A 14,049-nucleotide genomic window follows, 5' to 3' on the forward strand; every position below is an offset into this window, starting at 1 on the left:
GATTTTTACTGTAACAGCTGGAAGGCAATAAGCGATGCCAGGTAAGCAATACCGCTCATAAACACAAGCTGCACCACAGGCCATTTCCAGGAGTTGGTTTCTTTCTTTACAATGGCAAGTGTGCTAATACACTGCATTGCTAAAGCATAAAACAGCAATAATGATGCCCCTGTTGCAAAATTGAAGGTTTTTTCTTTAGTAACCGGGTTAATTTCGGCTTCCATACGGCTGCGTATGGTGTTCTCGTCCTCGCCTGAGCTGCCTATGTTGTAAATGGTGGCCAGTGTGCCCACAAATACCTCACGAGCTGCGAAAGACGATACTATGGCAATGCCTATTTTCCAGTCATAGCCCAGCGGTTTTATAACCGGCTCTATGGCGTGGCCCATAATACCTATGTAGCTGTTTTCAAGCTGGTATGAGGCTACTTTATCGGCAAGTTCGTTTTCAGGCAGGCTTTGGCTTTCGGGCTGGGCGGTAACAATTTCCTCGGCATTATTAAAATCATCACCCGGACCGTGAGAGCCAAGGAACCATATAAGTATGCTCAGCGCCAAAATTATTTTACCGGCACCCACCACAAACGCTTTTGTTTTTTCAAGCACGTTAATGGCTACGTTTTTAAACATAGGCACTTTGTAGTTGGGCATTTCGGCCACAAAAAAGGTCTTGAATTTACGGTCTAATACTTTGTTTAATATCCATGCCGAAAGTATAGCCATAGCAAAACCCAGCATGTACAGCAGCATAAGCGTAAGCCCCTGCAGGTTAAAAATGCCCAGCACATAACGCTCGGGTATTATAAGCGAAATAAGTATGGTATACACCGGCAAACGGGCCGAACACGTAGTAAACGGTGTAACCAGTATAGTGATGAGCCTTTCGCGCCAGTTTTCTATATTTCGTGCTGCCATAATAGCCGGTATGGCACAGGCCGTGCCCGATATAAGCGGCACCACGCTCTTTCCGTTAAGGCCAAAGCGTTTCATTATGTGGTCCATTAAAAACACCACACGGCTCATGTAGCCTGATTCTTCAAGTAACGATATAAACAGGAACAGGAAGGCAATTTGGGGTATAAATATTACCACGCCGCCTATTCCGGGAATAATACCCTGCGCAACAAGGTCGGTCAGCTTACCGGGTGGCATACTGTCCTGAACCCAGGTGGCCAGGCCGGCAAAGGTTTCATCAATCCAGTCCATGGGTATGCTGCTCCACGAAAAAATCGACTGGAAAATAAGCATCAGTACACAAAAGAAAATGGCATAGCCCCACACCTGGTGGGTTAGCACCCTGTCCAGCTTTGCGCGGAGGTCTTTTGCAGCCGTTGTATCTATGGTTTGGCCTATCTTAAGGGTGTCGTTAATAAACTGGTAGCGCTTTACGGTTTCCTTTTGTTGCAGGCGCTTTAGCTCCGACTTTGTTTTGGTGAATGAAGTGCCCTGAAGCTCCTTCATGTCTATAATGCCAAAGTTGGCATCTTGTGTAATTACCAGCCACAGCTTGTACAGCAGCTGCTGCGGAAAGGTTTTGCGCAGGCTGCCAAAATACTCCGGGTCTATAGACGATGCATTAAGGCAGGGCTCTGTATTAAGATGGGTGTAGTTTACAATAAGGTCCTTAAGGTGGTCCATGCCGGTACCCTTGCGCGAGCTTACCAGTGCAATGCGGGTTTTAAGGTGCTCTTCAAGATAAGGCACATCCAGGGTAATGCCCTTTTTTTCCATACGGTCGCTCATGTTAATTACGAGTATGGTGGGTATTTCAAGGTCTTTTATCTGGGTAAAAAGCAACAGGTTGCGCTTTAGGTTTTCCACCTCGGTAACCACAACGGCCACATCCGGGAAATCCTTGTCGTTTTTGTTCATCAGCAGCTCAATCACCACATTCTCATCCATAGAGCTGGCGTTGAGGCTGTAAGTGCCGGGCAGGTCGAGCACGGCGCCTTTAATGTTGTTGGGTAGTTTGCAGGTGCCGGCCTTGCGTTCTACAGTAATACCGGGGTAGTTGCCCACCTGCTGGTTAAGCCCCGTTAACTGGTTAAATACTGATGTTTTCCCTACGTTAGGGTTGCCTATAAGGGCTATTTTAATTGTAGAACCGGCCATTAAATACTATTCCGTTACCAGGATAACGTCTATTTCGGCGGCAGTCTCAAGGCGTATGGCCACATGGCTGTCGCTCACATTAATATAAATAGGGTCGCCCATGGGGGCAATTTGCAAAAGCTGCACCTCATTGCCCGGCAGGCAGCCCATTTCCAGCAACTTTAGCGGAATGGCATCCGTATTAAAATCGGTTATTATGGCTTTCTGGCCTTTTTTAAGGGCGGCAAGGGTGGTTTTCAACTTTATTTAGAATCATTTTAGATTACAAAAGTAACAATAAAAGCGGTATAAGTTATATTTTAATGCTTCTTTTTGATAATTAGCCCTACTGCTCCCTCAGCCACTTAATATCTTCCAGCAGCTGGGTTACGTTTTTTTCGCCTTCTGCAAGGCTGTCGCGGTTGGTACCGTTATAAAACCCGCGAATACGCCCTTTTTTGTCTACCAGTATAAAGTTTTCGGTGTGCACCATATCATACAGGTCGGCAGCATCGTTGGTTTCTACAGCCAGGTAGCTCTTTCGGGCAATGCCAAAAATATCGCGCTTGTTGCCGGTAACCAGGTTCCACTTGCCATCTATGGCGCCTTTTTCGGTAGCATAGCGGCGCAGCACGGGCACGCTGTCAATATCGGGTGTAACCGAGTGCGATAGCAGCATAACATCGGGCATATCTTTAATTTGCCCCTGTAGCCAAGTCATATTATCGGTCATTATGGGGCAAATGGTCTGGCACTTTGTAAAGAAAAAATCGGCTACATAAATCTTGCCTTCATAGTCTTTTTCGGTAATAACCTTTCCGTTCTGGTTTATAAAGCTAAAAGGCGCTATGCGGTGCTTGGTGCCCACATCCTGCACGGTGCTGTCTACCAGCTTTGGGTTAACATCTATGGGGCTGTATACCTTAAGGTCTTTTTGCGGCGTAAGAAATTTAATAGCAAGTATTAAAAAGGCTATAGAAATTACCACCAGCGTGCCTATTATTAGCCTGTATTTTTTTATGAAAGATGCCATTGCAATAAATTTTAGCAAATGTACAACGCAACAGGCTAAAAAGGGTTTGTTAAGGCTGTTAAAGATTTATCCCGGTGCTTTTTATTGATAATACTGCAACCAAACTGTAACAATTTAACACATCGTCAGACTGATTTTAAAGAAGGTAGACTATATTTGTTACTTTGTTTTTAAAAATATTAAACATGAAACTAAACAACAATGCTAAATATGCCCTTGCTGCCCTGTTTATGGCAGGTGGTTTGAGCTATGCACAGCAAAGGCCCGGCATTAATATCCAGTACATGGATAAGAGCGTTAAACCCGGCGACGACTTTTTTCGTTATGTAAACGGGTCGTGGGTAGACAAGACCGAAATACCGTCTGACAAAACCCGTTGGGGCAGCTTTGACGAGCTTCGCGAAAACACAAATAAAGACGCACTTGAAATACTAAAAGAGGCTGCGGCCAATAAAAGCCTTTCGGCTACCAGCGATGAAGGCAAGGCGGCTAACCTGTATAAAACCATTATGGATACCGTGGCCCGTAACAAGGCCGGTATAACCCCGCTTAAGCCTTACCTTAAAAAAATAGACAACGTTAAGGATTTAAAATCGCTTGAGGCGTTGCTTATAGATATGGAAGATGAGGGTGGCCTTGCCCTTGTGGGTATTTATATAGGTGCCGATGCCCAGGACAGTAATAAAAACGTGGTATATCTTGCACCGGGCCGCCTTGGCCTTCCGGACAGGGAATACTACACCGGTACCGATGCCGACAGCCAGGAAAAACGCGCCAAGTATGAAGCCCACGTGGCCCGCATGCTGCAATACCTGGGTTACAAGCAGGCAGAAAGCACCACACTTGCCAAAAAAATACTTGCCCTTGAGGTAAGCCTGGCCGAGCCAATGCTGGACAGGGTTGAAAGCCGTGACGACCGCAAAACTTATAACCCAATGACGGTGGCTGAGCTTCAAAAGCTGGCTCCGGCACTAAACTGGGCTAATTTTCTTAAAGGTGTAGGCCTGGGCAAAGTAAGCAATGTTGTAATAATGCAGCCACGCTACATGGAGGCGCTTAATACCATACTTAAAAAAGACGATATGGCAACCATGAAAGCGTTCCTTAAATGGAGCCTGCTGCGCCGCAGCGCCGGGTTGCTTAGCACTGATGTTGAAATGGCAAACTGGGAGTTTTACAACAAAACCCTTCGTGGTGCCATACAGCCTGAATCGCGCGATAAGAGTGCCCTGCAAACGGTAAACGGTACTGTGGGCGAAGCACTTGGCAAGCTGTATGTAGCCAAGAAATTTCCGCCGGAAGCTAAGGCCAAGGCAGAAGATATGATTAAAAACGTAATGCAGGCTTATGAAAACCGCATTAACCGCCTGCCATGGATGGCTAAAGGCACTAAAGAAAATGCCGTTAAAAAGCTGCGCAAGCTACAGGTTAAAATAGGATACCCTGATAAGTGGAAAGACTACAGCGCCCTTACCATTGTGGGGCCAGAAAAAGGAGGTTCTTATTTTGAGAACATGAAAAATGTTTATGCATGGAGCTGGAAAGAAGATGTAGCTAAGCTTGACAAGCCTGTTGATAAAACAGAGTGGGGCATGGCACCGCAAATTGTAAACGCTTACTTTAACCCGTCTTATAACGAAATTGTGTTCCCGGCCGGTATACTACAGCCGCCGTTTTATGACTATCGTGCCGATGAGGCTGTAAACTATGGTGGTATTGGTGCCGTGATAGGCCACGAAATATCGCATGGTTTTGACGATAGTGGTTCGCGTTATAATGCCGATGGTAACCTTGTTAACTGGTGGAGCGATGAAGACCTTGAGAAGTTTACCGGCCTGGGCGATGCCCTTGCAGGCCAGTATAGCGCGCTACAGCCACTACCGGGTATATATGTAGACGGTAAGTTTACCCTTGGCGAAAACATAGGCGACCTTGGTGGTGTAAACGCTGCCCTTGAAGGCCTTAAGCTGCACCTTGCCGCACATGGCGATCCCGGTCTTATAGACGGTTACACGCCTCAGCAAAGGTTCTTTATATCATGGGCTACTATATGGCGGACAAAAATGCGCGATGAAGCCATTAAAAACCAGGTAAAGACAGACCCGCACTCTCCGGGTATGTACAGGGCTTTTGTGCCGCTGCAAAACGTAGACGAGTTCTATGATGCATTTGGCATAAAACCGGGCGATGCACTATATGTAGCGCCGGATAAAAGGGTTAAAATTTGGTAAAAACCTTAAAAAACTAAAGATGCCTATACTGTTTTGCATAGTATAGGCATTTTTTTTGAACAAAAAAACTAAAAAAGTGTTAATTGCGGAAAATCCGCAATTTTTTCTGACATTTATAGTATAATTTTGTTATGCAAAAAATAAACAGGACAAATTGGCTAAACAATTACGCGTGCTTGCCATCGATGACCATGTTGCGGTTCTCGAAGGCTATCATTATATGTTCATGAACCTCGATGACAGTTATGGAATTCCTCATTTTGAGAAAGCACACGACTGCAAATCAGGCCATGGGCTTATATCTGCCCACAAAGGCAGTTCCTTTGATATTGCACTTATAGATTACAGTATTCCTCGTTTTGAGGAAGAAAAAATGTACACCGGGCAGGACCTCGCCATGCTGGTGCGCAAAACCATGCCATCTTGCAAAATTGTAATGATGACCATGCACAAGGAAATAGATATTATTGCCGGCATTCTGGACAGCGTTAAGCCCGAAGGTTTTATAAACAAAAGCGACTGTAATACAGATGAGCTTCTTGAAGCGTTTAAAAAAGTGCTCGACGGCGAAACGTTTTACAGCCGTGCCGTAGAAAATTACTTTAAGCGCCGCAACAAGGGCGTGGTGCTTGAAGATATAGATGTGCGCATTATACTCCTGCTGGCAAAAGGCATTAAAAACAAGAACCTTGAAAATTACATTCCGCTTAGCGGCAGCGCCATAGAAAAGCGCAAGTATAATATTAAACGTATACTTGAGGTTAAAGGCGATGATGAAGACCTGATAAACGAAGCCCGTAACCAGGGTTTTATATAATACTTACATCCAGCTAAGTTCTCTCTAAAAACAAATTGTTTTATTCCGCCGTGTGTTCCCCCCTTTTTACATCGGCGGATTTTTTTGTCTGTTATAGATATTGTCATAATGAGGTGTTATGTGTAACAATTTTTCAACAAAAAGTTGTTTTTGCACAGGTTAAAAACAAAATCCATAATTTTAATCTTATATCTTTGCAGCAACAACACAACTAACATGGCTAAGATTCTTATCATTGGCGCCTGCGGGCAAATAGGCACAGAGCTTACTAAAAAACTGCGCAGCATTTATGGGGTTAACCAGGTTATTGCCAGCGATGTGCGCAAGGGCGACCCTGATTTTGTGGCTTCGGGCCCGTTTGAGGTAGTAAATGCACTCGACTTTAACCAGGTAGAAGAGGTTATAGAAAAACACGGTGTAGAAGATGTATACCTTATGGCGGCGCTGCTTTCGGCTACAGCCGAAAAGAACCCTGCCTTTGCGTGGGATTTAAACATGAATTCGCTGTTCCATGTGCTTAACCTTGCCAAGGCCGATAAGATTAAAAAGATATTCTGGCCCAGTAGTATTGCTGTTTTTGGTCCTACTACGCCTAAACAAAATACCCCGCAATATACCGTAATGGAGCCCAGCACCGTGTATGGCATAAGCAAGCAAAGCGGTGAACGCTGGTGCGAATACTACCACAACATTTATGGGGTAGATGTGCGCAGCATTCGTTATCCGGGGCTTATAAGCTGGAGCACCCCTCCGGGTGGCGGCACTACAGATTATGCCGTAGATATTTACTACAAAGCCCTGGCCGATGGTAAATATACCTGTTTCCTTAACGAAGAAACACGCCTGCCCATGATGTATATGGATGATGCTATTCGCGCCACGGTAGAAATTATGCAGGCGCCTGCCGAAAGCATAAAAATACGCTCAAGCTACAACCTGAGTGCCATGGATTTTACCCCGGTAGAAATTGCTGAGGCCATTAAAAAGGAAATCCCTGATTTTACAATAGATTATGAGCCGGATTTCCGCCAGAAAATAGCCGACAGCTGGCCACAAAGCATTGACGACAGCAGCGCACGCCAGGACTGGGGTTGGAAACACGATTTTGACCTGCAGGCCATGACGGCTGATATGATAGCACATTTAAAATAGTCATCAGTCGCAGTCACAGTTTACAGTGCAACAACCTGAAAACTGCGACTGCGACTGAAAACTTACTTTTTCTTCCTCATCTTCTCAATAAGCTTGTCCTCATACTTTGCCTTTATGGGCAGTACATCGTCTACCACCTCATTAGGCACGGTCATGCTTAGTACATAATGCTTTATTTTCCATTCCTTGCCTTCTTTGGTTAGCACGCCACTGCCGCGGCAGCCTTTCATCCAGGTATCAAGAAACTCATCAAACCAGGCAGTTTTACCATCTTTACTAAAATATACATTGCGCTCCAGGGCTTTAAAATCCCAAACTGTTTTCTTATCAAAATACGGTTTGCTAAAGGCAGCAAACGCTGTTTTGTCCCAGTTTTCGGTAGCATCTGTACCTATGTAGCGGCCATCTTCGGCAATTTTGCCAAAATACCCGTCATAATCAGCCCTTGCCGCAGCTGCATGCCAGTTGTCTAACAAGGTTTTTATGGTGGCAGTTTCATCTTTTGTATTGATGGATTCCTGTGGCTTAAGCCATATAAAAAGGCTAATGGCTAAAGAGGTTAAGGCCAGGTAAGGGGTTAGTTTTTTCATTTGAATATTTTTTGCCAAAAGTTTTGTTTAGGTGTGTGGTTCTCAAGCCTTTTGCTAAGACTTTCTATAGTTTCCTTCCATTTAGGGTAAAGTTCTTTATTTTCCAGCCAAAGCTCATTAAGCTCAGAATTTTTGCCGGTTATTTTTTTAAGCGCTTTTATAGCAGGGGCTATTATGTGGCTAACATTTAGGGTTTTATGCAGTTGTCCAAATTTGTTCACATTGCCTTCATCTTCCTGGTCGTCAGCATCTGTACGGTAAACTGTGCCGTTAAGAAGGTTGTCTATGTAAGCCGCCGATATTAATGCCGCATAAGCTTCTGTAGATTCTAAATAACCGGGCTTAATGGCTGTCTTTACAGAGGTTTCAAAAAAGGCCAATGGATTTTCTTTAATCTCATCCTCAAATTCATAGGCGGTATCATCATCAAAAATACCATAGTCCCATGCACCCATACTTAATTTGTTTACTTGGTTTAAAACAAATGTACACCTTTGGCAAATAAAAAAGCCATACTAATGCATGGCTTTTATGTATTGTGTATAGTAGTTGTTATTACAATCCAAGCGTTTCGTTGTGCTGGCTCAGGTCAAGCCCCTGGTCTTCGGCCTCTTCGCTAACACGAAGCGGAATAAACAGGTTGGTAAACTTATACAGCAGCATAGCCCCAAAGAATGAGAACACCGCTACAAGCACAAGTGCTATCATATGGTGGCCAAAAACATTCCACCCGCCGTGCAGCAGGCTGCCGCCCGGTACTTCGGCAAAAATAGCGGTAAGTATCATGCCCATAATACCGCCCACGCCGTGGCAGGCAAATACATCAAGGGTATCGTCATAGCGCTTAAGCCTTGGCCAGTGTGCCATAACATTGCTAACAATAGCGGCGCTAAATCCAAAGAATATACTTTTTGGTATGCTTACAAAACCTGCGGCAGGGGTAATGGCCACAAGGCCCACAACAGCGCCTATACACGCGCCAAGGGCAGAAACCTTGCGCCCGTTTAGCCTGTCAAAAAACGACCACGTTAGCATGGCTGAAGCCGAAGCAATGGTGGTAGTGGCAAAGGCCATGGCAGCGGTACTGTTTGCTGCAAGGGCAGAACCCGCATTAAAGCCAAACCAGCCAAACCAAAGCATCCCGGTGCCTAACAGTACAAAAGGTATATTGGTAGGAATGTATTCCAGGTTTTTGCGTTTGCCAATGCACAGCACACCGGCAATGGCGGCAAAACCGGCGCTCATGTGCACCACGGTTCCGCCCGCAAAGTCTTTTACGCCAAAGTAAGCACCAAGCAGCCCGTTAGGGTGCCACACCATGTGACACAGCGGTGCATATATAAATATACAAAACAGGCATATAAACAGCAGGAACGATATAAAGCGTATGCGCTCTGCAAGTGCACCGGTAATAATGGCGGGGGTTATAACGGCAAACTTCATCTGGAACAGCGCAAACAGTATAAACGGAATGGTGCTGGCCATGGTGGCGCTTGGGTGCTGGTCTACATAATCAAAAAAGGCAAAATCTGTAGGGTTGCCTATAAGCCCATACTTAACACCGTCTATGGTAATGCCTATTGGGTCGCCAAAGGAAAGGCTAAAGCCCACAGCTACCCACAGCATACTGATTACGCCAAGGCATATAAAGCTCTTTAGCATGGTGCTGATTACGTTTTTCTTGCCCACCATGCCGCCATAAAAAAAGGCAAGGCCGGGTGTCATGAGCAGCACAAGGCAGGCGGCGGTTAGCAGCCAGGCCACATCGGCAGGTACAATGGTGTCGGGAGAGTTAAATTTAGGGTTGTTATCGGCCACTACGGCGTGGTCCCAAAAAAGTCCTGTAATGGCAAGGGCTGCCGTAATGATAAAAGCGGCTATCCAGCGTTTTTCTAATTTTTTCTCCATTGTAACCTGTTTTTATTTGGGGTCAAAAATATAAAAATTATGTTAATTAAAATATAGCCCCTAAAATTAACAGGGGTTAAAGTTTTAGCTAATGAATGTGCTTAACATAGATTCAGCCTTAAAACAAAAAGCGCCACCTTAAAGTTAGCGCTTTTATGTTGACTGATGTTTAAACCCCGGTTAACAATTATGGCCTGTCCCAAAATGCGGGCGGCTCTATGCCTCCTATGGCACGCAGGTATACATAGCCCTGCCCGCGGTGGTGAATTTCGTTATCCATAAAATACTGTATGGCGCTTAAAACGGTGCCGTCCCACTGGCCAAATATTTTAATTTTTCTTTCATAATCGCCGGCCGGTATTTGCGGCCAGTATGTTTCAAGCCTGCTTGTGGCTTCGTCCCACAGCTCTAAAAGCTCTGCCTTGGTTTTAGGCAGGCCTTCGCCGCTCATGTGTGCCATCATTTCGTTACCCCAGTCGCCGGTGGCAAGGCCTTTAATGCCCGGGCCGGTAAGGTCTATAATTTCCATGGCCTGTAGCGCAAACGTGCGCATGCCGCCTATGCTGAACTCAAAAAGCTCCTTTTCAGGAAAAGCCTCTATAACCCTGCGGGTAAGCCCGCGGTGGCCCTGCCAGTGGTTAAACAATTGTTCAGATGAAATAATGCCTGCTGTAATTGCTGTTGTCTCCATAATAACTGTTGTTTTGATTTCTAAAGCAAAAGTACAGGCGGGTAGTGACAAGGGTATGTCAGCAGGTTTTTACAAATTTCAATTATTTTTTATTTATGAATTCAACGGCCTTTTCCAGCACCTCGTCGCGGCCATCGGTAATACCCTTAACGGTAGGTTTTACCTCAATATCGGGCACAATGCCCACGCGCTGGGTTTCGCCTCCGTCAGGATAATACACCCCAATGCCGCTTATAACGGTGTATACATTTCCGGGCAGGTAAAACGGACTTATATTGCCATCTGCGCCAGATGTGGTGGACCCAACAATTTTAGCTCCCACCGCCCTGAACGTTAAAGCCGAATATTCGGCCATGCTTTGTGTAACCTCGTTAACCAGCACTACAACCTTGCCTTTGTAGTTGTTTCTACCCTGAAGCTCCATGTAGGGTATTACGCTAAACTCTCCCGGGGTGGTTATGCTGGGGTTGCTCCATTTTACAAACTCAGTACTGCCTTTGGCAATCATTTCGCCAACAGCAAGCACAATAAAGTCACTCGGGTAGCAGCGCAGGTCTATCACAAGGCCGTCGGTATTTTTAATATCTTCAAAAAACTGCGGTATGTACTCATTTTTTATAGTACCGGGATACATATAGGCAATTTTTGGCGAAAGCATCTTAAAGCAGGTGTCTTTCTTTTGGCTGAGTAGCTTAAGGTCTATCTCATCTTTAGTATAGGTTGGCAATGTAGCCTTAAAGGGCTTGCCGTTGCGGGTGTAGTCTACAGTAAGGGTATTGTTGTTGCTGCGCAAAAGTGCGCGGGCTATGTTGCGCATTTTTGTAGGCTGGTTAGAGGCCGGGTTGTATTTAAGGCGTTCCTGCACCAGCTTATCTACCGGGGTGCCGTTAATGGCGGTAATAACATCGCCTTTTTGCAAAACAGAAGCCCCATCCCTGCTCATAAAACGGGTAACAACGGGTTTGCCTTCGGTAAAGGCTACTATCTCGGCAGCAAAGCGGTTGCCCCTTATTTCTTCAATTGTAGGGTCGCCATATACGTTAGCATGGGTGTCGTTTATACGGCCTATAAGCTCCAGGGCTGCCAGTTTGTAGTCTTTTTCGGTTTTAACGTTTACAAATTTCGGGATAAACTCCTCCAGCACGCCTTTCCAGTCTTCGCCTATAAGGTGGCGGTTAGGAAAGTAGTACTGAATAATATTCCAGTAGCGGTACAGCCCCAGCAGGCGGTAGCCGGCATCGGCAAAATCCATGTCTTTATACGGATTTTCATTTTTAAATTCAGGGTTTTGAACGCTTTCAGCAAGGCCAATGTAGTAATGGCTGCCGGTGCGTGTGGCCGATTTCAGGTCGGTTAGCAGCGTGCTCAGTTCCGGCGAAAGCCCCGAGGTTGTAATCCAGTCCAGGTCGGGCGACAGCTTTACGTTTTCGCTTTTTACAACCGGGGCTTTTTCAAACGGGCCAAGGGCCTTAGCCCAGGCAAGAAGGGCGGCATCACGCTGGGCTGCGTTTTTGGCTTCCAGTACTTTTGGCACTATACGGAAAAGCTCATAATCCCAGTTGTGGTTGCCTGCCGCAATAGCCGGGTGATAGTACTTAAGGTAGCCCCACACAAGGCCCAGTACTTTTAAATCCTGCGTTTTTTGAGGGGTAAGGGTAATGGCGTTTATTTTAGAACCGCCGTCAAACTCTTTATCTTTTTGGGCAGGCAGTTCTACCACTACCTTTTTCGTGGCTTTAGAAATGTCTTTGCCGTCTATGCTTATCTTAAGGTCGTCTACCCAAAGCTTGCCGCTGCCACCGTTAAGCGCACCCACATAAATGGTTTGGGCATCTTTGGGCAGGGGCAGTTCAATTTCATATTTAGCCCAGTCAGACGTGCCGTTAATGCCTTGAGCATCCATATTTTCAAATTCCAGAATATCATTGGCACCGTCAATACGCAACAGCAGGCCCACATTGCCATCAGTTACGCCCTCCAGTTTCATCCAGCCGGTAAGTAAAATAGTCTGGCCTTCATACACCGCGGGGATTGCAGTGGCAATACAGCCAAATTGGGCATTATCGGCATTCTTTTGTATCAGTACTGATTTTGTTCCGCTTTTGGCCACCGTGGCATCGGTTTGTACAATATAGTCTTTTCCCCAAACATGGGCAGACAAGGGTAATTTAGACTTATCTACGGTAATTTCGTAATCAAGGTTAAAAAAAGGAGTATCAACATCCTGTGCCAGTACGGGCAGGGCAAACAGGCAGGCCTGTGCAGCCCGGTAAAGTGGTTTGGTCATTATAAAGTGGTTTTGTTGGTATACCCTTAACGCCACTTTATGGGGTTATAGTACTTTTTAACAGGAAAAGGGAAGCAATTGCCTCCCTCTATCCTGTTAATGTTTTTATGTATAGTGGCTTATATAGCAAAAGCCTCAAGTGCCCTTTCTACGGCATTTTCCCTCATATCCGGGAATGCCAGCCCTTCGGCACGGATAATGGTTATATCTGTAATGCCTATAAAGCCCAGTACAGCGGTTAGGTAAGGTGTTGCAAAATCATAAGCTTTATATGGCCCGTCAGAATATACAGCGCCGGCACTAAACGCCAGGTATACCTTTTTGCCTTCTACATGGCCTTTTGCGCCTTCGGGGCTATAGCTAAAGGTTTTCCCTGCCCTTGCAATGTGGTCGAGCCAGCTTTTAAGTTGCGATGGTGCGCCAAAATTGTACAACGGCACACCTATAACCAGTATATCGGCATCAAACAACTGGGCAATGGCCGCGTCCGATGCTTTAATGGCTTCTTTTTGTATGTCAGAATGCTGGTCCTCGGGCGTGCGCAGGGCGGTAACGGTGGTTTCGTCAAGGTGCGGCAGCGGGTTTTCGGCAAGGTTTAGTTCCGTTACGGTACTTCCGGGGAAGGTTTGCTGCAACTGGCTTACAATAGAGTTGCCCAGCTTTATGCTTACAGATTGTGCACCCTGCGGGCTGCTGATAATGTGAAGTATGTTTTTCATGACTACGTTTCTTTTGTTATTTATTGACCAAAATTACGTACATTAGCTTTCAGAAAGTAAGTAGTATACTAAAGGTTAGTACTTACCTTTTGGTAACCTTTTAAATTATGGAAACAGAAACAGAAGTAGGTTTCAGGCGCAACATAACCCCGGCACAATGCTCGGCCCATCTGAGCAATGTAGGCGATGCCATATATGTAATAGGCGGCAAGTGGAAACTGCGCATTATAATAGCCCTGCACGAAGGGCACTGCCGTTTTAACGAGCTGCAACGCGCCATACCGGGCATATCTGCCAAGGTGCTGAGCAATGAGTTAAAGGAAATGGAGCTGAGTGGCTTTGTGCAGCGCCGTGTAGATACAGGTACGCCCATAGTGGTTACCTATCATGCTACCGACTATACGCACACCCTGCAAAACGTACTGGAAGCCCTTGCCGAATGGGGCGCCCTGCACCGTGAAAAACTGCGCAACGAGGCGCGGTAAAGTTTTGTTAATTCCTAATTGTTTCCTGTTTTGGGGTGCACATTGC

At 45.7% G+C, this 14,049-nt stretch carries 13 protein-coding genes; 4 read left to right on the forward strand and 9 right to left on the reverse strand.

The window, feature by feature from the left end:
• Positions 1 to 5: 5 nt before the first annotated feature.
• From feoB to AM279_RS14945, 3 genes are all read right to left on the reverse strand, one after another.
• Positions 6 to 2,111, reverse strand: a complete 2,106-nt coding sequence (feoB, locus tag AM279_RS14935; protein WP_054408833.1) for a ferrous iron transport protein B — start codon at positions 2,109 to 2,111, stop codon at positions 6 to 8.
• 6 nt (positions 2,112 to 2,117) lie between these two features.
• Positions 2,118 to 2,351: a FeoA family protein gene (locus tag AM279_RS14940; RefSeq protein ID WP_054408834.1), complete on the reverse strand. Its 234-nt coding sequence runs from the start codon at positions 2,349 to 2,351 to the stop codon at positions 2,118 to 2,120.
• Positions 2,352 to 2,436: 85 nt separating this feature from the next.
• The gene (locus AM279_RS14945) at positions 2,437 to 3,123 is read right to left on the reverse strand and encodes an SCO family protein (RefSeq protein ID WP_054408835.1); all 687 of its coding nucleotides are present in this window, start codon (positions 3,121 to 3,123) and stop codon (positions 2,437 to 2,439) included.
• 185 nt (positions 3,124 to 3,308) lie between these two features.
• Here AM279_RS14945 and AM279_RS14950 point away from each other — a divergent pair, with 185 nt between their 5' ends.
• The 3 genes from AM279_RS14950 to AM279_RS14960 all read left to right on the forward strand — a co-directional run bounded on the left by AM279_RS14950 (position 3,309) and on the right by AM279_RS14960 (position 7,323).
• Entirely contained in the window at positions 3,309 to 5,354 is a 2,046-nt protein-coding gene (locus AM279_RS14950; RefSeq protein WP_054408836.1) for a M13 family metallopeptidase, read from the forward strand.
• A gap of 154 nt (positions 5,355 to 5,508) precedes the next feature.
• On the forward strand, positions 5,509 to 6,171 hold the full coding sequence (locus AM279_RS14955; protein WP_074961680.1) for a response regulator: 663 nt from the start codon (positions 5,509 to 5,511) through the stop codon (positions 6,169 to 6,171).
• 216 nt (positions 6,172 to 6,387) lie between these two features.
• Entirely contained in the window at positions 6,388 to 7,323 is a 936-nt protein-coding gene (locus AM279_RS14960) for an L-threonine 3-dehydrogenase (protein WP_054408838.1), read from the forward strand.
• 62 nt (positions 7,324 to 7,385) lie between these two features.
• On the opposite strand, the gene AM279_RS14965 is transcribed toward AM279_RS14960, so the two are convergent.
• The 6 genes from AM279_RS14965 to AM279_RS14990 all read right to left on the reverse strand — a co-directional run bounded on the left by AM279_RS14965 (position 7,386) and on the right by AM279_RS14990 (position 13,518).
• Positions 7,386 to 7,913, reverse strand: a complete 528-nt coding sequence (locus AM279_RS14965) for a nuclear transport factor 2 family protein (RefSeq protein WP_054408839.1) — start codon at positions 7,911 to 7,913, stop codon at positions 7,386 to 7,388.
• Positions 7,910 to 8,368, reverse strand: coding sequence for a DUF4259 domain-containing protein (locus tag AM279_RS14970; RefSeq protein ID WP_054408840.1), 459 nt, complete (start codon positions 8,366 to 8,368; stop codon positions 7,910 to 7,912). Before AM279_RS14970 ends, AM279_RS14965 begins: the two co-directional genes overlap by 4 nt.
• Positions 8,369 to 8,468: 100 nt before the next feature.
• On the reverse strand, positions 8,469 to 9,821 hold the full coding sequence (locus AM279_RS14975) for an ammonium transporter (protein WP_054408841.1): 1,353 nt from the start codon (positions 9,819 to 9,821) through the stop codon (positions 8,469 to 8,471).
• 187 nt (positions 9,822 to 10,008) lie between these two features.
• On the reverse strand, positions 10,009 to 10,512 hold the full coding sequence (locus tag AM279_RS14980; RefSeq protein WP_054408842.1) for a DinB family protein: 504 nt from the start codon (positions 10,510 to 10,512) through the stop codon (positions 10,009 to 10,011).
• A gap of 82 nt (positions 10,513 to 10,594) precedes the next feature.
• Positions 10,595 to 12,799: a S41 family peptidase gene (locus tag AM279_RS14985; RefSeq protein ID WP_054408843.1), complete on the reverse strand. Its 2,205-nt coding sequence runs from the start codon at positions 12,797 to 12,799 to the stop codon at positions 10,595 to 10,597.
• A 119-nt stretch (positions 12,800 to 12,918) separates the two neighbouring features.
• Complete coding sequence (locus AM279_RS14990) at positions 12,919 to 13,518, reverse strand: FMN-dependent NADH-azoreductase (protein ID WP_054408844.1); 600 nt, start codon at positions 13,516 to 13,518, stop codon at positions 12,919 to 12,921.
• 107 nt (positions 13,519 to 13,625) lie between these two features.
• On the opposite strand from AM279_RS14990, the gene AM279_RS14995 reads away from it, so the two are divergent.
• Entirely contained in the window at positions 13,626 to 14,003 is a 378-nt protein-coding gene (locus AM279_RS14995) for a winged helix-turn-helix transcriptional regulator (RefSeq protein WP_054408845.1), read from the forward strand.
• The last annotated feature ends 46 nt before the right edge of the window (positions 14,004 to 14,049 follow it).

Origin of the sequence: Flavobacterium akiainvivens (assembly GCF_001278115.1) — a bacterium.
In the GTDB taxonomy this organism is placed as follows: Bacteria; Bacteroidota; Bacteroidia; order Flavobacteriales; family Flavobacteriaceae; genus Flavobacterium; species Flavobacterium akiainvivens.